General features: G+C 51.0%; 21 protein-coding genes. 16 read left to right on the top strand and 5 right to left on the bottom strand.

Features of this window, described 5'->3' with window-relative positions; all coding sequences use genetic code 11:
• Positions 1-56: 56 nt before the first annotated feature.
• A complete protein-coding gene (locus tag EDC33_RS05670) occupies positions 57-1,019 on the top strand; it encodes a beta-ketoacyl-ACP synthase III (RefSeq protein WP_094906532.1) in 963 nt (320 codons plus the stop codon).
• The gene (gene fabF / locus EDC33_RS05665) at positions 1,012-2,253 is read left to right on the top strand and encodes a beta-ketoacyl-ACP synthase II (protein ID WP_124010486.1); all 1,242 of its coding nucleotides are present in this window, start codon (positions 1,012-1,014) and stop codon (positions 2,251-2,253) included. The genes EDC33_RS05670 and fabF overlap by 8 nt, the downstream gene beginning before the upstream one ends.
• Positions 2,254-2,414: 161 nt before the next feature.
• Here the strand turns inward: fabF and trpS are convergent, their stop codons facing one another.
• Positions 2,415-3,413, bottom strand: a complete 999-nt coding sequence (gene trpS / locus EDC33_RS05660) for a tryptophan--tRNA ligase (protein WP_040104982.1) — start codon at positions 3,411-3,413, stop codon at positions 2,415-2,417.
• A 287-nt stretch (positions 3,414-3,700) separates the two neighbouring features.
• On the opposite strand from trpS, the gene spxA reads away from it, so the two are divergent.
• From spxA to EDC33_RS05620, 9 genes are all read left to right on the top strand, one after another.
• Positions 3,701-4,099, top strand: coding sequence for a transcriptional regulator SpxA (gene spxA / locus EDC33_RS05655; protein WP_040104981.1), 399 nt, complete (start codon positions 3,701-3,703; stop codon positions 4,097-4,099).
• 176 nt (positions 4,100-4,275) lie between these two features.
• Entirely contained in the window at positions 4,276-4,926 is a 651-nt protein-coding gene (locus EDC33_RS05650; protein WP_040104980.1) for an adaptor protein MecA, read from the top strand.
• A 66-nt stretch (positions 4,927-4,992) separates the two neighbouring features.
• Positions 4,993-5,949: a competence protein CoiA gene (locus tag EDC33_RS05645; protein ID WP_094906530.1), complete on the top strand. Its 957-nt coding sequence runs from the start codon at positions 4,993-4,995 to the stop codon at positions 5,947-5,949.
• 68 nt (positions 5,950-6,017) lie between these two features.
• The gene (gene pepF / locus EDC33_RS05640) at positions 6,018-7,817 is read left to right on the top strand and encodes an oligoendopeptidase F (protein WP_124010485.1); all 1,800 of its coding nucleotides are present in this window, start codon (positions 6,018-6,020) and stop codon (positions 7,815-7,817) included.
• An 882-nt stretch (positions 7,818-8,699) separates the two neighbouring features.
• Positions 8,700-8,864, top strand: a complete 165-nt coding sequence (locus EDC33_RS12635) for a hypothetical protein (protein ID WP_156964943.1) — start codon at positions 8,700-8,702, stop codon at positions 8,862-8,864.
• Positions 8,865-8,880: 16 nt separating this feature from the next.
• Positions 8,881-9,351 carry a cytochrome c oxidase subunit II gene (locus EDC33_RS05635; protein WP_124010484.1) on the top strand — a complete coding sequence of 157 codons (471 nt, stop codon included), beginning with the start codon at positions 8,881-8,883 and terminating at the stop codon, positions 9,349-9,351.
• 3 nt (positions 9,352-9,354) lie between these two features.
• The gene (locus tag EDC33_RS05630; protein ID WP_124010483.1) at positions 9,355-10,998 is read left to right on the top strand and encodes a cbb3-type cytochrome c oxidase subunit I; all 1,644 of its coding nucleotides are present in this window, start codon (positions 9,355-9,357) and stop codon (positions 10,996-10,998) included.
• Between the two features lie 24 nt (positions 10,999-11,022).
• Complete coding sequence (locus tag EDC33_RS05625) at positions 11,023-11,643, top strand: SCO family protein (protein WP_124010482.1); 621 nt, start codon at positions 11,023-11,025, stop codon at positions 11,641-11,643.
• Entirely contained in the window at positions 11,640-12,212 is a 573-nt protein-coding gene (locus tag EDC33_RS05620) for a hypothetical protein (protein WP_188358159.1), read from the top strand. The genes EDC33_RS05625 and EDC33_RS05620 overlap by 4 nt, the downstream gene beginning before the upstream one ends.
• Before the next feature lies 1 nt (position 12,213).
• Here EDC33_RS05620 and EDC33_RS05615 read toward each other — a convergent pair whose 3' ends face one another.
• The 4 genes from EDC33_RS05615 to EDC33_RS05600 form a co-directional block, all read right to left on the bottom strand.
• Complete coding sequence (locus tag EDC33_RS05615; protein ID WP_124010480.1) at positions 12,214-12,915, bottom strand: Crp/Fnr family transcriptional regulator; 702 nt, start codon at positions 12,913-12,915, stop codon at positions 12,214-12,216.
• A gap of 197 nt (positions 12,916-13,112) precedes the next feature.
• On the bottom strand, positions 13,113-13,904 hold the full coding sequence (locus EDC33_RS05610; RefSeq protein WP_124010479.1) for a DsbA family protein: 792 nt from the start codon (positions 13,902-13,904) through the stop codon (positions 13,113-13,115).
• Between the two features lie 13 nt (positions 13,905-13,917).
• A complete protein-coding gene (locus EDC33_RS05605; RefSeq protein ID WP_124010478.1) occupies positions 13,918-14,286 on the bottom strand; it encodes a globin domain-containing protein in 369 nt (122 codons plus the stop codon).
• Complete coding sequence (locus EDC33_RS05600) at positions 14,270-14,872, bottom strand: CYTH domain-containing protein (protein ID WP_124010477.1); 603 nt, start codon at positions 14,870-14,872, stop codon at positions 14,270-14,272. Before EDC33_RS05600 ends, EDC33_RS05605 begins: the two co-directional genes overlap by 17 nt.
• Positions 14,873-14,991: 119 nt before the next feature.
• Here EDC33_RS05600 and EDC33_RS05595 point away from each other — a divergent pair, with 119 nt between their 5' ends.
• The 5 genes from EDC33_RS05595 (at position 14,992) to EDC33_RS05575 (ending at position 20,137) form a co-directional block, all read left to right on the top strand.
• Positions 14,992-15,336 (top strand): UPF0738 family protein, encoded by a 345-nt coding sequence (locus EDC33_RS05595; RefSeq protein WP_094906524.1) that lies wholly within the window; start codon positions 14,992-14,994, stop codon positions 15,334-15,336.
• 28 nt (positions 15,337-15,364) lie between these two features.
• Positions 15,365-15,988: a GTP diphosphokinase gene (yjbM, locus tag EDC33_RS05590; RefSeq protein WP_040104969.1), complete on the top strand. Its 624-nt coding sequence runs from the start codon at positions 15,365-15,367 to the stop codon at positions 15,986-15,988.
• Positions 15,989-16,024: 36 nt separating this feature from the next.
• A complete protein-coding gene (locus EDC33_RS05585) occupies positions 16,025-16,819 on the top strand; it encodes an NAD kinase (RefSeq protein WP_094906522.1) in 795 nt (264 codons plus the stop codon).
• 74 nt (positions 16,820-16,893) lie between these two features.
• Positions 16,894-18,267: a magnesium transporter gene (gene mgtE / locus EDC33_RS05580; RefSeq protein ID WP_040104967.1), complete on the top strand. Its 1,374-nt coding sequence runs from the start codon at positions 16,894-16,896 to the stop codon at positions 18,265-18,267.
• Positions 18,268-18,277: 10 nt separating this feature from the next.
• Entirely contained in the window at positions 18,278-20,137 is a 1,860-nt protein-coding gene (locus EDC33_RS05575; RefSeq protein ID WP_124010476.1) for a cation:proton antiporter family protein, read from the top strand.
• Positions 20,138-20,213: the final 76 nt, after the last annotated feature.

The following is a 20,213-nucleotide window of genomic DNA, read 5'->3' as shown; positions in this document are numbered from 1 at the left end:
TTCAAATATGATAAATTAGTACCTAGTGATAATATGAGATTATAAGGTGTGGTCAAATGAAAAATGTAGGTGTTCTGGGTCTGGGGACCTATGTACCGGAGAAGGTATTTACCAACCATGACTTTGAAAAGATACTTGATACTTCCGACGAATGGATTACAGAGATGACAGGCATCAAAGAACGGCGTTTTGCCGAGGACATGGATACGAGTGACATGGCCTATGAAGCGGCGAAGGAGGCCCTGGAGAACTCAGGCGTCGGTCCAGAGGACATCGACCTGGTCATCGTGGCGACTTCGACAGGCGATCATCAGTTCCCGACTGTCGCAACCCTGCTTCAGAAAAGGCTTGGCTTGAGGCCGGTGCCATCAATGGACCAGCTGGCGGCCTGTACAGGTTTCATTTATGGGATGGTCACAGCCCAGCAGTTCATCCAGACGGGAACATATGATCATGTACTGGTGGTCGGAGCAGACAAGCTGTCCAAGATCACCGACTTCGAAGACCGTTCCACAGCTGTCCTGTTCGGTGACGGGGCAGGCGCCGTCGTCATGGGTGAAGTGGCGGAAGGGCACGGAATGCATTCCTTCGAGCTCGGCAGCAACGGGCATGGGGGACCGTACCTCTACGATGATGAAGCGGACGGCAACATCAGGATGAATGGCCGGGAAGTCTACAAGTTTGCCGTCAGGCAGATGGGCGAGTCCAGTGTCCATGTGACAGAGAAAGCGGGACTCTCCAAGGAAGACATCGATATGCTGGTGCCGCATCAGGCGAATATCCGGATCATGAATGCAGCACGCGAACGCATGGGTCTTCCAGAGGACCGCATGAGTGTGACAGTTGACAGATATGGAAATACTTCGGCTGCATCAATACCGCTTAGTATCCATCATGAAGTTAAAAATGGTAGAATAAAGTCAGGAGACACCCTCGTTCTGGTCGGCTTTGGTGGCGGCCTGACATGGGGGGCAATATGCCTGACATGGGGAGACAATAAGGAGGAAACTCATGGATAAGAGAAGAGTAGTTGTAACAGGTATCGGTGCGTTGACGCCAATTGGTAATTCTGCACCTGAAACCTGGGAGAATGCCCTCAAGGGAGTAAATGGTATCGATAAGATCACCCGCATCGACAACAGTGAATATAATGTTCACGTGGCGGGGGAACTCAAGGACTTCAATATTGAAGACTATATGGACAAAAAGGAAGCACGCCGTATGGACCGCTTTACGCAATATGCGATGGTGGCCTCCGATGAAGCGGTGAAGGACAGCGGGGTTGAAATCACCGACGACAACCGTGAACGCATCGGTGTATGGATCGGTTCCGGAATCGGCGGCATCCAAGCCCTTGAAGATGGTTTCAAAGTGCTCTATGAGCGCGGACCACGCCGTGTGAGCCCTTTCTTCGTTCCAATGATGATTCCGGACATGGCAAGCGGCCAGGTCTCCATCAAGCATGGATTGAAAGGTCCCAATGGCGCCACTGTCACTGCCTGTGCGACAGGTACGAACTCCATCGGTGAAGCCTTCAAGTTCATAGAACGTGGCCAGGCCGATGCCATGGTGACGGGCGGAACAGAAGCGCCGATCACCCGGATGGGGGTTGCAGGCTTCCAGGCGAACAAAGCACTGACCACAGCGGATGATCCGAATAAGGCTTCCCGTCCATATTCCAAGGACAGGGATGGATTCGTCATCGGTGAAGGTGCAGGCATCGTCATGCTTGAAGAGCTTGAACATGCCAAAGCACGCGGTGCAAAGATATATGGTGAAGTTGTCGGCTATGGAACAACAGGCGATGCACATCACATCACAGCACCAGCTGAAGAAGGCGAGGGCGGTGCCCGCGCGATGATCGAAGCGATGAAGGATGCAGGCATCGACCCGAATGAAATCGGTTATGTGAATGGCCATGGTACAAGTACACAGTACAATGACCTGTTTGAAACGATTGCCATCCGCAATGTATTCAAAGATCATGCCTATAACCTGCTCGTCAATTCCACGAAATCAATGACAGGCCACCTGCTCGGTGGTACCGGTGGCATGGAAGCCATCATCACGGTGCTGAGCCTCCGGGATGGCAAGGTCCATCCGACGATCAATCTGGACAATCCAGACCCTGAATGCGACTTGAACTACGTCACAGAAGGTGCAGTAGAAGCGGATATCCGATATGCGATATCAAACAGCTTCGGTTTCGGTGGACATAACGCAAGCCTTGTATTCAAGAAATACGAAGAATAATATATAGATGAAGCCTGTCTTCCAATGTGGAAGGCAGGCTTTCTGCTGTTCCAGGTCTAACTCGCAGTCGAAACGCCTGCGACTCTGGATTGGATATCGCAGAACCTTCACCGATAACAAAAAAACGGACAGGAAGCTGCCCGTCCGCTGTAATATGAAATTTATCTGCGTTTTCTGCCGAGTCCCATTGCACGTTCCATCTTTTCGACCATCTTATCGGCTTTGCGTGATGCCTTCATGGCACCTTCGTCCAGAATGTCATCCAGCTCGCCGCTTTCCAGATAGTGGTTCACTTTATCCTGGAATTCCGTCAGGAACTGTTCGACAACTTCTCCGAGGTCGGATTTGAATGTGCCGTAGTTGCTGCCTTCGTATTCCTTCTCGAGATCTTTGATGCTCTTTGAAGTCAGGGAGGAATAGATCGTCAGCAGGTTTGAAACTCCGGGCTTCTCTTCCTTGTCGTACTTGATTTCGCTGCCCGAGTCCGTTACGGCGCTGCGGATCTTCTTGGCCGCGGCTTTCGGATCATCAAGAAGTGAGATGAAGCCCTTCTGGTTGTCATCACTCTTCGACATCTTCTTCGTCGGATCGTTCAGGCTCATGATGCGTCCGCCGACTTCCGGATGCTTGACTTCAGGTACTGTCAGGATGTCGTTGTATTTCGAGTTGAAGCGTTCTGCCAAGTCGCGGGTCAATTCAAGGTGCTGACCCTGGTCTTCTCCGACAGGCACGACATCAGCGCTGTAGATGAGGATGTCGGCAGCCATGAGGGATGGGTATGTCAACAGGCCGACGCTGATGCCGTCGCGCTGGTTCTGCTTGCGTGCCTTATCCTTATATTGGGTCATGCGCTCAAGCTCCCCGATATATCCTACACACTGCATCATCCATGCTGCCTTCGCATGTGCCGCCACTTCACTCTGGATGAAGAGTGTAATCTTTTCCGGATCGAGGCCGGAGGCAAGATAGATGGCTGCGAGTTTCTTTGTATTGTCCCTGAGTTTGAGACGGTCCTGCGGGACGGTTATGGCATGCTGGTCAACGATGCAGAAATAGGAATCATATTCCTCCTGCATCTCAACAAACTGTTTGTATGCCCCGATATAGTTTCCGATAGTGGGGATGCCGCTTGGTTGTACTCCTGAGAATAATGTTTTCATGTCGTAATCACCTTTATGTTAGTCATTATATACATGATAATAAACTTCCGGGCTGCTTGCAATATGGATGCGCTGATGCTGAAATTTAATCTAATCATAACTTTTCTAAAAATTTGTGAGATTATTACATAATTCTCATTTTATTTTAATGTTCACCCTGTATACTACGTAGTGTAAATAAAGTTTATACATCAATTTATCGAAGTTATATGAAATATGTTTATAATGGAGATGAATCGGGTATAGATTGTTGTTACAAATCTTTTTAAAATTGGAGTGTGAGTTGTATGGTAACACTTTTTACTTCTCCAAGCTGCACATCATGCCGTAAAGCGAAAGCATGGTTACAAGAACATGAAATTCCTTATAATGAAAGAAATATATTCTCTGAACCACTTACATTGGATGAAGTGAAGTCCATCCTCAGAATGACTGAAGATGGCACAGACGAAATTATTTCTACAAGATCCAAGACTTTCCAGAAACTTAATGTAGATATCGACAGCTTGCCAATGCAGGAACTTTACACATTGATCATGGAGAATCCTGGTCTTCTCAGAAGGCCGATCATCATGGATGAAAAACGTCTTCAAGTTGGCTACAACGAAGATGAAATCCGTCGTTTCCTGCCTCGTAAGGTGAGGACTTTCCATCTGATGGAAGCAAAGCGCCTCGCTGAACTATAAGTGTGTTTCCCCAAAAATAACTGATATAATACTTACGATTGAGATGCCCGCAGATTACTTGATGTCTGCGGGTATTTTGGCGTATAATGACATGACAATTCCAAAACTGGTTTTACCCCATAAGAATAAGGTATAATATAGATAAGGAGCATACTTGAAGGAGAGGAGTGAGAAGTATGAGGATTGAAAGAATTGACGACTCGACGATCAAGTTTTTCATTACCTACCAGGACATCGAGAATCGCGGATTTGATAGAGAAGACCTATGGATGAACCGGAAGCGTGGTGAAGAGTTCTTCTGGTCCATCATGGACGAAGTGAACCACGAGCATGAAGAAGATTTCTCAATGGAAGGGCCGCTATGGATCCAAGTGCATGCCTATGACAAAGGGATTGAAGTGGTGGTTTCCAAATCTCAGGATGATAAACCATTCTCAACGGAGCAGACGCCTATGGATATGAATAATAATGATGTAGAACAGTTCCTTGAAAGCATTTCCGGAGACAAGGAAGAAATTGCGCCAGTGACGAAAGAGCCGGTCATGGTGAAATTCAATGACTTCGAGGATCTCATAAAATACACCCACGAAGTGGAAGTCGATGAAACGCAGTACGAAGATCTGCTCATCGTCCACGAAGGAAGCTACTACTATCAGATTTTCTTCGACTACCGCATGGACTACATGGATATGGAACGCATCGAAGCGAAACTTCTCGAATACAGTTCTCCAGCAGAGATATCCAGCATGGTGGTTGAAGAATACGGTCAAATCATCATGAGCATCAACGTCAGAGCCCGGGTAAGAAGATTTTTTAAAGAAAAATAATTTACTTGAAGCGAAAATAAATCAAAAACCCCCTTTTCTTCCATATATAGAAGAGGAGGTTTTTTTATGTTCACAGCAACTGACACACATGGCACAAGGATCACAGCAGATGAAGCAAGAAAAGGAGTGAAATACTTCTGCCCGGTATGTGAGGCACCCGTCACCTTCAAGGCGGGCAACGTCAAGACGGCGCACTTTTCCCACCATAGGATCGTCGACTGCATCCGCTATCTGTATAAAAAAGAGTCCCTTGAACACCTTGAGGCGAAGCATGACCTCTATCAGGCATTGAACAGACGTCATCACGTTTCGATGGAGTACTATCTTCAGGAAATCGAGCAGATTCCTGACTTGATGGTTGGAAACCGGGCGCTTGAAATCCAGTATTCGGCGATTTCTCCGGAACTCATCACCGAGCGGTCGAAAGGCTACCATTCCATCGGCCTGGATGTCATCTGGCTGCTTGATGAAGCATCCATCAGACAGGGGGACGGCTGTATCATCCCCACACATTTTCAGATGTCGACCCTCTATAACACCGCCCTGTTCACCTATTCGAACACCCACAAAAGACTGATGAAATGGCATCTCAGACATCACAGAGGCGGCAACCGGTGGACATGCCACACTGAAGAAATCACCCCTGATGACCTGCTTGCCCGACACCCCGCAGAACCCGTCGCTCCACTCCAGCTTGGGCAGAAGGACATCAGCCGCATGATACAGCGGGAACGCCAGCAGAAGAATCGGCTGAATCCCACACTCACATTCCTCTACCAGCTTTCACTGGATGCCGGAAATCTGCCGCCGCATCTGTGCATGAGTGTCGAGCCAGAAAGGTGGATACTGAATCCACCGCTGGAATGGAAGCTTTATATCATGCATGCACTGGAGAAGGGGGTGTTCGACAGGGGTCAGTTCGGCCGCTTCATCCATATGCGTGAAATGCAGACTGCACCCCCGAAAGAGGAGGTGCTGAATGCACTTCTTTCCGCCTATAAAATGTTATATATTTCACAATAAACTTCGATACTTGAAATTTATAACGAATATTGAGAAAATTATACCATCAGAAAAATGGAGGGGTAATTATGTCAAAAGTCATTACACGACAGGAACAGGAAGAGAAGAACACTTGGAATCTTGAAACCATCTTCGAATCGGATGCGGCATTCGAAGAAAAATATAAGGAACTGGAAGGGCGACTCGGGGAAGAGGAGCGCTTCAAAGGACAGATCGATTCATTGGAAACACTCGCCGACGCTTTGGAGACGGAACGGGAACTGAGTGAGGAAATCGGCAGACTGTTCGTCTATGCACACTTGAAGCATGATCAGGATACATCGGAAGACAAATACAGTGCACTCGAATCGAAGGCACGCACGCTCGTGGTGAAGTTCAATACTGCATGGAGTTTCCTCGTGCCGGAAATCATGAAGGTCGATGAGGAGACACTCGAAGAGTGGCGCATGGATCCCCGCCTCAGCGAGTTCTCTTTCGATCTTGAGAAGCTCAATAAAAAGCGTGCATATGTGCTCAGCGACAAGGAGGAGAAACTGCTGGCTCAGGCAGGGGAGGTCATGTCGAACCCGACTTCAACATTCGGCATGTTCAACAATGCCGACCTTGAATTCCCTGATGCAGTGGATTCCGAAGGCAATGCACACGCGCTGACGCAGGGCACCTACATCGACCTCCTCAAATCCAGCGACCGTGAATTGAGGCAGTCGGCATACGAGAACCTGTACAGCACATATGGCGCATATAAAAATACGCTCAGCCAGACACTGCAGGGTGTCGTCAGCACACATGTATTCCAGGCCCAGGCACGCGGCTATGAATCCGCAAGGCACCAGGCGCTGTCCAACAACTTCATTCCGGAAGAGGTCTATGACAACCTTGTGAAGACGGTGAACGATCACCTGCACCTGATGCACCGCTATACGGAACTCCGCCGAAAGATGCTCGGCCTCGATAAACTCAAGATGTATGATGTCTATACACCAATGGTCAAAGATGTCGACTTCGAAATGAGCTATGAAGAAGCGAAGGAATGGATGCTCGCATCACTCGAGCCGATGGGCGAGACTTATGTGAACATCATCAAGGAAGGCCTCGAGAACCGCTGGGTCGATGTATATGAGAATAAAGGCAAGCGGAGCGGCGCCTATTCCTCAGGTACGTACGGCACGAATCCATTCATCCTCATGAACTGGCAGGACAACGTGAATAACCTGTTTACTCTGACGCATGAATTCGGCCACAGTGTCCACAGCTACTACAGCAGACAGAACCAGCCATCCAATATGTCCGGCTACTCCATCTTCGTCGCTGAAGTCGCCAGCAACTTCAACGAAGCACTGCTTGCCGACTATATGTTCAAAAACCTTGAAGATACGAAGAAGAAGCTCTATCTGCTGAATGAGCAGCTCGAGGGATTCAGGGGCTCCGTCTTCAGGCAGACGATGTTCGCTGAATTCGAGCACAAGATCCACTCCATGAAGGAGGCGGGGGAACCGCTCACAGCCGGCAAGCTGAATGAAGTATATGGAGAACTCAACCGCAAGTACTTCGGTGACGCGGTCGAATATGACGATCATATCGAAGTGGAGTGGGCGCGCATCCCGCACTTCTACATGAACTATTATGTCTACCAGTACTCCACCGGCTATGCTGCAGCTGCTAGTCTGTCCAAACAGGTGCTTGAAGAAGGCGAAGCTACAGCCGAACGCTACATCAACGAATTCCTGAAAAAAGGTTCATCCGACTATCCGATCAATGTGCTCAAAAATGCCGGTGTCGACATGACGACATCAGAACCGATAGAGAATGCCATGAAGGTATTCGAAGCACAGCTCGATCAGTTTGAAGCTCTGCTCCAGGAGGTATAATGCCTGGCAGTCCCCGATCTATTTTAAGGTCGGGGACCTTTTAGTTTATGCAATAAACTATACATGTATGTATTTTATGTACAAGATATAAGGTGGATACGTTTTCATTATGTCCATATTGTGAAAAGCCATTCAAAATATTGTCTGAGGCCTTAAACCGTGGTATATTCTAGACATGAAATTTTTATCACTGAAACATACCCCTTTGTTAAAACAGTGAAAAATTTCTCCCATCCCCTTTGTTTGAGCAGCACACTATAGAAGGTGTGCTGCTTTTTTTATTTGAATTGGTTTAACATGGATATAATTATTGCAGCGCGGTGATCCGAATTGGATCGCCGCGTTTTTTTGTTTAATCCTCCAACTTGCCATCGTTCTGTTTGCGACGGTGAGTTAAGTCTCCAACTTGCCATCGTTTCGCCTGCGATGGTGAGTTAAGCTCCCAACTCGCCATCGTTTCTCCTACGACGGTGAGTTAAGCTCCCAACTCGCCATCGTTTCGGCCGCGACGGTGAGTTAGGCGTCCAACTTGCCATCGTTTCGCCTGCGATGGTGAGTTAAGCTCCCAACTCGCCATCGTTTCTCCTACGACGGTGAATTGAGCTCCCAACTCGCCATCGTATCTTCCGCGACGGTGAGTTAACTCCCTAACTTGCCATCGTTCTGCCCGCGACGGTGAGTTAACTCTCCAATTCACCCTCACCACGCCAACACCGGCAAAGTAACCCTCAACTTACAAAATTCTCCCATCAAAATCTCCCATTGTCACAAATTCGACTTGAGGCATCGTGATATGCATCACGTTAAAAGATGTATTTAAAATATATAATTAAATCAAGATAAATTTCAAACACATCAATCAAGGAGAAAGGGGAGAGCGGGATGAAAAGGAAATATACGAAACCGCCATACAATACAGTACACCAGCCTTCACAGGAGGAATTGGAATCTCTGAAGGGAACGCTGTTTTCTACAGTCGTCTTCGTAGGCGGCACGATCATTTTATTCATACTGTTGCTGTTGATGTTCTATATGATGAGATTCTAGATGGGAGAGAAAGAAAATGAAAATGCATAGATTTGAAGAGATATGGCTCATATTCGGAGTGGCTGTGCTGGTCATTTCGATGGCAATTACAGGGTACCAGGCATTCGCGCAGGGAATGGCGCCTCCAAGCCACAAGGAGACGATCGACCCGGCCCAGGTGGAGAACACCGCGCCGTTCGACAATCCCGGAGTCTACCAGACAGGGGAGAATGAATATGAAGTCGTGATGACGCTTCAGGCGTTCAGCTTCGAACCGAGTGAAATCACCGTCCCGAAAGGTGCGGAAGTGACCTTCATCATGACTTCGAAGGATGTCATCCACGGCGTCAATGCCCCGCATACGAACCTCAACACGATGGTCGTCCCGGGACAGGTCCAGCGCATCACCCAGACTTTCCACGACTCGGATGAGTTTCTGCTGATCTGCAACGAATACTGTGGAACCGGACACCAGACGATGTCTGCGACCATAACGGTGGAGGAATAGACTATGGCAAATACAATACAGACACATATGAAGAACAACACCCTTCCGCTTGTACACTTCTTCCTCGCATTCATCATGCTCCTGATCGGAGGTACACTCGGACTGCTCCAAGGGCTGAACCGGGGCGGCGTATTCGAGCTCCCGGCGAGCTTCAACTACTACGAAGTGCTTACACTCCACGGCATCCTGCTGATCCTGGCATTCACGACGCTGTTCACGAATGGCTACCTGTATGCAGCCATAAGGCATACGCTCGGTGAACTGTCCAAAACTGTGAAGATACTCGCCTGGTCCAGTCTTGCGAGCTTCCTGATCGGCTCTCTACTCGTCGTGTGGATGGTGCTTGCCGGTGAAGCGACCGTCATGTACACCTTCTATCCGCCGATGCAGGCGTCACCGTGGTTCTATATCGGCCTCGTGTTCGTCGTCCTGTGCATCTGGCTGGCCGGCCTCGGCGTCTTCATCAGCGCCTTCCAATGGAAGCGGAGGAATAAAGGGCAGCATCTCCCGATACTGGCATTCTTCGCAGTCGGCATCTACACGCTCGTGATTTTCGGCAGCCTCGGTGTCACCGTCGAAGTACTCATGCTCATCCCTTGGGCATTCGGCTGGACGGAGACCATCAACGTCATGCTCAGCCGGACACTGTTCTGGAGCTTCGGCCATACGTTGGTCAACGTCTGGTACCTGGTTGCGATCTCCGTATGGTATACGATCCTGCCGAAGATCATCGGCGGACGCATCTTCAGCGACACGCTCGCAAGGCTCGTCGTCATACTCATCGTCATCCTGAATGTACCCGGCGGCTTCCACCACCAGATCGTCGACCCGGCCTTCTCAGAAGGACTCAAGTTCATGCACGTATTCATGAGCCTGTCCATCGCATTCCCTTCACTGATGACGGCATTCGCAATGTTCGCGGTGCTTGAACGCACGGGACGCAAACGCGGCGGACGCGGACTCCTCGGCTGGCTGTGGGTCCTCCCTTGGGGAGATGTACGCTTCCTCACGATCATGATTGCGATGATTTCATTCATCATCGGGGGCGCCGGCGGCATCGCCCAAACAAACAACCAGCTGAACCAGGTCGTACACAACTCGCTGTGGGTGGTCGGACACTTCCACATCACAGTCGGCGTGACCGTCGTGATGACATTCTTCGGACTTGTCTATTGGCTCATCCCGCACCTCTCAGGCCGTGTGATGACGCCATTCATCCACCATCTCGGCATGTTCCAGACAGCAACCTGGACGGTCGGCATGGCACTGATGGCACTTTCCATGCATGCAGTCGGCCTGTTCGGCGCACCGAGACGGACTTCCTATACGACATATGGGGACAGCGCCACGGCACTCGGCTGGGAACCATACCTATCCTTCCTGGCAACAGGCGGCACGCTGCTGTTCTTCGGTGTCATCCTCATCGTCTACATCGTATTCCATCTGATGTTCTTTGCACCAAAAGGGGACACACCATTCATGGATTCACGTGTTGAGGACAATGCACATCCAACACCAAAATGGACCGAGAACTGGGGGCTGTGGGTTATCGTCGCCATCCTCATCATCTCGATGGGCTACGTCGTCCCGCTTGTCGACCTGATTGAAAATGCACCACCGGGGTCACCGCCGCACAGAACATGGTAATTCAAATGAAAGGAGGCCGCCCGCATGAAAAAGGACATCATATCCATCATAATCATCCTGCTGCTGGGAGGCCTCCTGTTCTATATTTCCACAGACGGCTTCCGGATCTATACGATAGAAGCGGAACGCGTCGAATCCCTGAAAAATGAAAAGCCCGATTTCCCGGATGTGGACGTCGTCGACAACAAGGGGCGGGCGTATCCATTCGATGAATTCGAGGGGAAATACATCCTGATGACATTCATCTATACATCATGTGAGACGGCCTGTCCGATGATGGAGGCGAACATGAAGGAAGTGTACGATACGTTCGATGCGGAAGCCTACAGTGATGATCTGGTCTTCCTGAGCACGTCATTCGATACCGAACGCGATACGGTGGAGGTGCTCGATAGGTATGCTGAATACTTTGATGCCGACGGCGACACGTGGCGGATGCTCCGGGTGCCTGAAGCTTCGGACCTCGACACGGTACTCGATACGTACGGCGTCACAGTCATCCCTGAAGGAGATGCGGATTATCAACACAACACTTCATTCTACCTGCTCGGACCGGACGGCGGACTCGTAGAAGTGCTCGACTACCGGGATATCGACGGGGCAGTGCAGACACTCGACAAATATGTAGGGGAGGCGGCATCATGAAGCAGTTCTGGTATGGACTTGTACTCTTCCTCTTCCTTGCACTGCCGCCTGTGAGGCACCTGCTCGAATCGATCATGGCATTCCATATGCACATGCAGATGCCGCTGCTCTTCGTTTCCGGCCTTCTGATGGCGCCATTCTTCATGAAGCGTTTCCGGCAATTCTTCGGCAAGTGGAATGGAAGCGGCCTGCCGGGAATCATCCTCTTCCTCATCATCGTCATGTACTGGATGGTGCCGAAGGCGATGGATGAATCGCTCGAGATCATGGCAGTCGAAGCATTCAAGTTCATCTCGCTTCCGTTCCTGGCAGGCGTTCCGCTCCGGGACAGCTGGTCGAAGATCGGAAAGGCGACGGAAAGCATCCTGCTGCTCGTGCTGGCCATCCTCTTCAGCATCATGGCCTATCTCTACATCTTCTTCGAGAGCACACTGTGCAACAATTATCTGCTCGTCGACCAGAAGACGGTCGGCTGGGGATTCGCATTCTTCAGCCTGTGCCTGATACTCTACCTTGTGCTGACGCTGTTTACAGACCAGTCCCAATACTACGATGAAGCCTCCACCTGATTCAGGTGGAGGCTTTCAAATGTGCGTTCAGATTCGGAAGATGGACGATGAGGTGGCCGTCTGCACCCTCGGTGATGATCTCCATTTTCTTGAAGTGTGTAATGTTGCGGCTCACGGTCTCCCGGGTCGTACCGATGATGTTCGCGATGTCCTGCTTCGTCAGGCGTGTGGATATCCGGCTGTATGTCTCATCGATCACTTCACCGTGGTTCGTCAGCAGGCGTTCGAGCAGCAGCAGGATCTGCTTGTCCGTCGAACGGAAGATCTTGTCCTCGAGACGCTTCTGCAGATCGACGATCAGCTGCCCGAGTGTCCGGAACATCTTGATCGACACTTCCGGGTGGTCCATCAGCAGCTGTTCGAAATCATACTTTTCGATGGTGATCAGCTCCGACGTCTCTACAGTGATTGCGTTCGCAGGGTATGAATCCTTACGGAACAGTCCGTGGTGCGGGAACATCTCGCCGGCCTGGAAGAAGTTCACGATCTGCTCCCTGCCCGAAGGGTCGTTGCGGTAGATCTTCACTTTGCCCGATGCGACGAAATAGACATGATTCATCGGTTCGTCCTGCATGAATATATGGGTGTTGCGGTAGAATTTCCTCTGGTTTGAAATATCCACGATGAGCCCGAGTTCCTCATCCGTCAATGAACGGAAAATCTCAATCTGAGAAAGCAGCCGTTCCAGATCGGTTCGATGCATCTTTGATACCTCACTTTTCTTTTTGCTATATCATATCATATAAGCATGGATTGTGGGCTGGGCGTGTGGGTCTAACTCGCAGTCGAAACGCCTGCGACTGTGAATTGGAAGATCGGATTGCTGCACACCCAACCAAAAAAGGGACACCATCTCTGGTGTCCTTCCAAAATTCAATCTATAAAAAACTAATAAAAATACTATCTTCCAAAGGAAGAGGGGCCACCCCGTATCTGGTAGTACATGCCATCTTCCGTTTCAACTTCTTCCACCAGCCGCTGCAGACGCAGCTTCTTGAGCTCATTGAGCAGGAGGCCGGTACGCCATTCGAAGACTGTCTTCAGCTCGTGGAAGCTGAACACTTCATACGACTCGATGTAATCATGGATGCTCGGCAGCGGATGCTTCTCTATCTCCTTGTCGATGAGTTCGTTGATGATGTAGGTGTAGATGTGGTAGGGGTAGACGCCCTCCACCTTCACACCTTCAGCCTCCACATCTCCCGAGAAGAAGACCATGGCGGGCAGCTCTTCGACGTCCATCTCACGGTAGACCATGAGGTCGCGTTTCAGCAGACTGCGCACATCCTCAGAGTGTGCATCGGCTGTGAAGGCATTCACATCGAGGCCGGCGAGCCTGGCGCTTTCCTCCATGTGCTCGATTGTGCATATATTTCTTGTCGGTGCAATGCGGTTGAGAACATAGCGTATGAATGCACGTGCCTTGTTGCGCCCCTGTATTTCAGCCGCCTTGTAGGCGAGTGCGATGTTGTCGATATCCGAGGTGGACTGGGCCTGGCACTTTGTCAGCACCTGCAATGATGGCGCCAATATCTTCTTGATCGATACGTGTCCGCGATATTCGAGCTGGAGCTTGTTGATGATCGGTTCCAGTGCGCGGCAGTCGTTGGAGAACGGGTCGAAAAAATAAAATATCTCAATATAATGGGATGTCGGTTCCAATACAAGTGACTGTGTTCCAGTTCTATTCATGTCCTCACCCTGCTTAATCTATTGAATTCACCATATGGTTCGCTGTCAATGTGTAACGTGCCATAATGTATGCTTTCAATTCCTCTTCAAGACCTACGTCGTTCATCGCCCGGTCCATGTTCTCAAGCCACGCTTCAGCCGCTTCCGGCGTGATGCGGAACGGGGCATGGCGTGCTTTCAGCATCGGATGGCCGTATTCATCATTATAGAGGTTCGGCCCACCAAGGAACTGTGTCTGGAACAGCTTCTGTTTATAGGCCGTCTCAGTCAGGTCGTCCGGAAAAAGGTGGTTGATGCGCGCATCTTCTGCAACATAGCTGTAGAAGATGTCGATCATGCGGTACAGCTTGTCCTGGCCGATCTCCTTAAATGGAATTGGCATAGTTGTCACCCGATCTGATGTCGTTCAGTTTGTTGTAGAAACGTGCGACCTTCGTCACTTCCCGGCGGCGTTCGATTCCATATTCCTCAAGCAGGTTCAGGAAGTGCGTTTCACCCTTGTCGTAATTGTCCACTTCGAATTCGAGTTCAAAGTCTTCCGTGTCGAGATAGCTGTTCTTGTCGAGCACGAGCAGGCCATCCTTATAGGCCGTTTCACGCCTTTCGGTGGAAAGGGCGCCGTATATCTTGAGCTGTGCCGTATCTATGCCGAAGCGCTCGAGCTCGCCACAGATGAGTTCAGGTATCTCGTCCTTACGGATGTTGTGGTCGAAATTCAGGTCGCTCTCCACTTCACCGTGGTACTCCATCACGCCTTTTACGGTCGGTTCCTTCAGCGTCATGACCTGTTGTCCGCCCATATCCCTGATCCTCAGCAGCAGACGGTTGTGTTTCAGGCTGAAATCAGGGGTATCTATATAGAAATTCGTCTGTACAACCGGCTGTGTGTTCTTGAACAGCGCTTCGTGCAGGCGTCCATATTCCTCTCCGGTCAAGAGGTTCTTAAATTCTATTTCGAGTTCTTTCATCAGATCCACTCCTTAATGTATATTATCTTAAATTTGAAATGCAGTGTAAAGTAAACAGATTCCAACGTTATCAAATGCAAGATACTATGGTAAAATAAATTGCGCAAGGAGTGAATATAATGGATATATATGTAACGGAAATTAAATTTGAAGACGCGGCATTGAAATGCTACGCAGAGGAAGACACACAGGGGCTCGAGGCAGCGGCACGCATGATCGTCGATTCCGATAACATGGCGTTCATATACATGCTGGACGACGGGGAAGCGTTCAGACGGGTTCACTTTGTAAAGGAAACCTGGTCCATGCTGAAGGCCCATCATGGTGCTGAAGTCATCCTCAATACGGATGTCATCCTGACGGATTTCTGGGATGAGCTGGATTACCTGGTCGATAACATCGAAGACAACGACAATTACGGGGAAGCATTTGAGAGTGCAGTCAAGGAAGAGTTCATACAATAGAACGGATTTAGGGACTGGAGTGTAAGTGATGGAACAATGGGAGAAGTTTCTTGCACCTTACAAGCAGGCTGTCGAGGAGCTCAAGATCAAACTGAAGGGGATGCGGCAGGATTATCAGCTCACTCGCCAGTCCTCGCCGGTGGAATTCGTGACGGCAAGGGTCAAGCCGGTGCAGAGCATCATAGAGAAAGCGAGTGCACGCAATATCCCCTATGACCGTCTGCAGGAGGGCATGTATGATATTGCAGGTGTGAGGATCATGTGCCAGTTCGTTGATGACATCGAGCTGATCTGTACCCAGATCCGCAACCGCTCGGACATGAAGGTGGTCGAAGAGCGCGACTACGTCGCCAACACGAAGGAGAGCGGCTACCGTTCCTACCACCTTATCGTCGAATACCCGGTGGAGCGCATCGGCGGCGCGGTGACCATCCTCGCAGAAATCCAGATCCGCACGCTGGCTATGAACTTCTGGGCGACTATAGAACATACGCTGAACTACAAATACAGCGGGGAATATCCTCCGGAAATAAAGAAGCGGCTCCAGAACGCGGCTGAGGCGGCATATCTTCTCGATCAGGAGATGTCCGAGATCCGTGAAGAGATCCAGGATGCCCAGAAATATTATACGAAGAAGCGGAACATACGCTGATCGACTACAGACAAAGGCTCAGGAAGGTGTGGCTATATGAGGTTTTTCATCGTTTCCAAAGGAGACACCAAATCGAATGCATTGAAGGATAAAATGATGAACTACATGGTGGACATGGGGATGACCCCCGATGAGAAGGCGCCTGACATCGTTATTTCGGTCGGAGGGGACGGCACGCTGCTCCAGGCCTTCCACCGCTATCAGCACCTCCTTGACCACACGGCATTCGTCGGTGTACATACAGGGCACCTCGGCTTCTATGCAGACTGGCTGCCGCAGGAAGTGGAGCGGCTCATCATCGCCATACAGAACGACGAATTCCAGGTGATCGAGTATCCACTGCTCGAGACGATCATCCGCTACGAGTCGGAAGGTACGGAAACGCGGTATCTTGCGCTGAATGAAGCGACGCTCAGGACCGACAACGGGACGACGCTCGTCATGGATGTCGATATCCGGAACCAGCATTTCGAACGGTTCAGGGGGGATGGCCTGTGCATTTCGACGCCATCCGGCTCGACCGCCTACAACAAGGCCCTCGGCGGTGCGCTGATCCATCCGTCCATCGAAGCGATACAGATTACGGAAATCGCCTCGATCAACAACAGGGTCTTCCGTACCGTCGGTTCACCGCTCGTCCTGCCGAAGCACCACACATGCCAGGTGCTGCCGGTAAACAGCGAAGTCTACCAGATGACGATCGACCATATCAATCTCGTGCACAAGGGCGTCAAATCGATCCAGTTCAGGGTGGCGGATGAGAAGATGAGGTTCGCCCGCTTCAGACCGTTCCCATTCTGGAAACGGGTGCACGATTCCTTTATCTCCTAGGGGTGAAAGCACTGTCATGGTGCTTTTTTAGTTTAGGCATCCTTTGGAAAAAATAATCCCGTGGGGGTGGCATCATGGCTGATGTGATAGAAAAGACAGAAATGGAACTTGAATATGAAGCATTGCTCGCCCGCCTGAGGGAGGGGGAGATGGATGCGTTCCGTGAGGCCTTCTTCGACCTGCATACCTACGAGCAGAGTGAGTTCTATCTCGAACTCGAGGAAGAAGACCGGCAGAAGATGTATCATTTCCTCAGTCCGGAAGAGGTGGCGGAGTTCTTCGACAGCCTGGAGCTCGAACCGGAAGAGTACGACGCACTGTTCGAAGAGATGGATGCCCGGTATGCAGCAAGCATGCTCGGGGCGATGCAGTACGACAACGCCGTCGACATATTGAACGAAGTGACGAAGGAGAAGCTCACTTCATTCCTGACGCTGATGGACCGTGCGGATGCGCAGGAGATACGCAAGCTCATGAACTATGAGGAGGACACGGCCGGCGGTATCATGACGACCGAGTTCGTCAGTGTGACCTCCCTCATGACCGTGCGTGAGGCAATGCGGCACCTCAAGCAGATGGCGCTTGATTCGGAGACGATCTATTATGTGTTCGTCGTGGATCCGGACCGGAAGCTTGCAGGGATCCTGTCCCTCCGTGAACTGATCATTGCGGATGACGACGCCTATATCGGTGACATCATGGTCGAGCGTGTCGTCTCGGCACGCGTCTCGGATGACCAGGAGGAAGTGGCCCAGATCATGCGGGACTACGACTTCCTTGCGATGCCGGTCGTCGACTACCAGGATCACCTGGTCGGCATCATCACGGCGGACGACATCATGGACGTCATGGCTGAAGAGGCCCACGAGGACTACTCCCGGCTTGCCGGTATGAGTGAAATCGAACCGGCTTCCGACTCTTCATTCTCCACAGCGAAGAAGCGGCTGCCGTGGCTCATCGGCCTGACGTTCATGGGCATGATCACTGCAGCGATGCTGACGACATTCGAGGATACACTGGCCCAGGTGGCCGTCCTCGGTGCCTTCATTCCGATCATCGGGGGCATGGCCGGCAACAGCGGCACACAGTCGCTGGCTGTGGCCGTCCGCGGTATCGCGACCGGGGAAATAAAGGACACGAGCAAAATAAAACTGGCCCTGCGCGAGATGGGATCGGGCCTCATCACAGGACTTGTATGCGGCCTGATCATCTTCGGCATCATTACACTCTTGTATGACTCCTCGATTCTTGGTATCATCGTCGGAGTCAGTCTGCTGATTGCGATGACGCTGGCCACACTGCTCGGTACACTCATACCGCTGCTGATGAGCCGGCTGAACATCGACCCGGCAGTCGCCAGCGGGCCATTCATAACGACGGCAAACGACATCATCAGCCTGCTCGTCTATTTCTCGCTTGCGAACGCCTTCATGTCGTATCTGTTATAAGGAGTAACTTATGGAACATGGACCATCTGTAGTATCATTGGCGATCGTTGTGCTTGCGGCATTGCTTACGCCAATACTGATCAGCCGCCTTAAAGTAAGTTTCCTCCCGGTCGTGGTTGCGGAGATCATCGTCGGGGTCATCATCGGAAGATCATTCCTCAATATCGTCGATGCAGGCGATCCGTGGCTGAACATCCTCTCCACACTGGGTTTTATATTTCTGATGTTCCTCAGTGGACTTGAGATCGACTTCGACGCCTTCACCCAGAAATCCACCGGGCAGAAGAAATCGAAGGTGCTGAAACGTCCGCTGCCGAACACGCTTCTACTGACCACCGGCATATTCCTCGGCATCCTGACGCTCAGCCTGCTGTTTGCGTTCATGATGCGGGGATTCGGTATATTTGATGACATCTTCCTGCTCGTCATCATCATCTCCACAATTTCACTCGGTGTCGTCGTACCGACACTGAAGGAGGCGAACCTCATCACGACGCAGATGGGGCAGATCATCCTGCTCGTCGCTGTCATTGCGGATCTCTCCACGATGATCATGCTGGCATTCTATTCCCAGCTGTACGCGGACGCCAGCCAGCCGATCTGGCTGATGACGATCCTCGTCGGCTTTGCAATCCTGTTCTATCTACTGGGTCGGGTCATGAACCAGTCGCACTTCATCAAGCAGTTGAACAATGGTACGATGCAGATCGGCATCCGGGGCGTGTTCGCCCTGATCATCATGCTGGTGGCGCTTGCCGAAGGGGTGGGGGCTGAGAACATCCTCGGCGCCTTCATCGCCGGCTGCATCGTCAGCCTGCTCAAGCCCGATCAGGACATCGTCCACAAGCTCGATTCATTCGGCTACGGATTCTTCATTCCCATCTTCTTCATCATGGTGGGCGTGGACCTCGACCTGCCGTCGCTGTTCTCGGACAGCCGGGTGTTCATACTGATACCTGTGCTGCTGCTCGCCTTCCTGCTCAGCAAGCTGGTGCCGGTACTGGTGCTGCTCCGATACTTTGATGCGAAGCGTGTTACAGCAGCAGGTTTCCTGCTGACGTCGACATTGTCGCTCATCATCGCAGCTGCTGTCATCGCCGAGCAGATCGGCATGATCACGAACGCAGAAAGCGGCATGTTCATACTGAGTGCCGTCATCGCCTGCATCATCACACCGGCAATATTCAGGCAGCTCTATCCCGAGGGTGAAAATGAAGACCGCGTAATCAATGTGACGGTCTTCGGCAACAACCAGCTGACCGTACCGGTAGCCCACAGCATCGCCGGCGGGCTGTATAATGTGAAGCTCGTCTTCCACAAGAACTATTCGGATTCGAGGGAGCGGAGTACCGATAATCTGAGTTTCCATGAAATTCCGGAATACTCGGAGGAGGCGCTCGATGAGATCGAAGCCTTCGATGCGGATGTCGTCGTGCTCGGCGCCAATGATTCCGAAATCAACTGGCGGGTTGCCGAAATGGCCGACAAGAAGGGCGTCGAGCGCATCATCTACCGCGTCGACGATCCGACGCAGGAGAGTGCCGTCAAGGAACGCGGCTACGAGCTGTTCTCGACGATGCTCAGTTCGAAGACGCTGCTGCGCGGCCTGATCGAATCACCGAACATGATGCAGCTCCTCTCGGATGAGGATACAGCAATCTATGAAATCCAGATGAACAACTACCGTTATGATGAGATGCTGCTCCGGAACTTCCCGTTCACCGGGGACATCATCTTCCTCAGGATATTGCGCGGCCAGGAATCCCTCGTGCCGCATGGCGATACGCCGCTGCATGTGGATGACCGCATCTTCATGACGGGATCAAGGGAATATGTCGAAGAGCTCAAGCGCGAGCTTGAACTTTATTGATGAAACAGGCGTGCATCCGATGTGGTCGGATGTGCGCTTTTTTTATGCGGGCAGTTGTTCCGGTGCCATCTTTTTT

Origin of the sequence: Salinicoccus roseus (assembly GCF_003814515.1) — a bacterium.
Lineage (GTDB): Bacteria > Bacillota > Bacilli > Staphylococcales > Salinicoccaceae > Salinicoccus > Salinicoccus roseus.
Note: the sequence above shows the minus strand (reverse complement) of the source record. Positions and strands in the feature narration are given on the sequence as shown.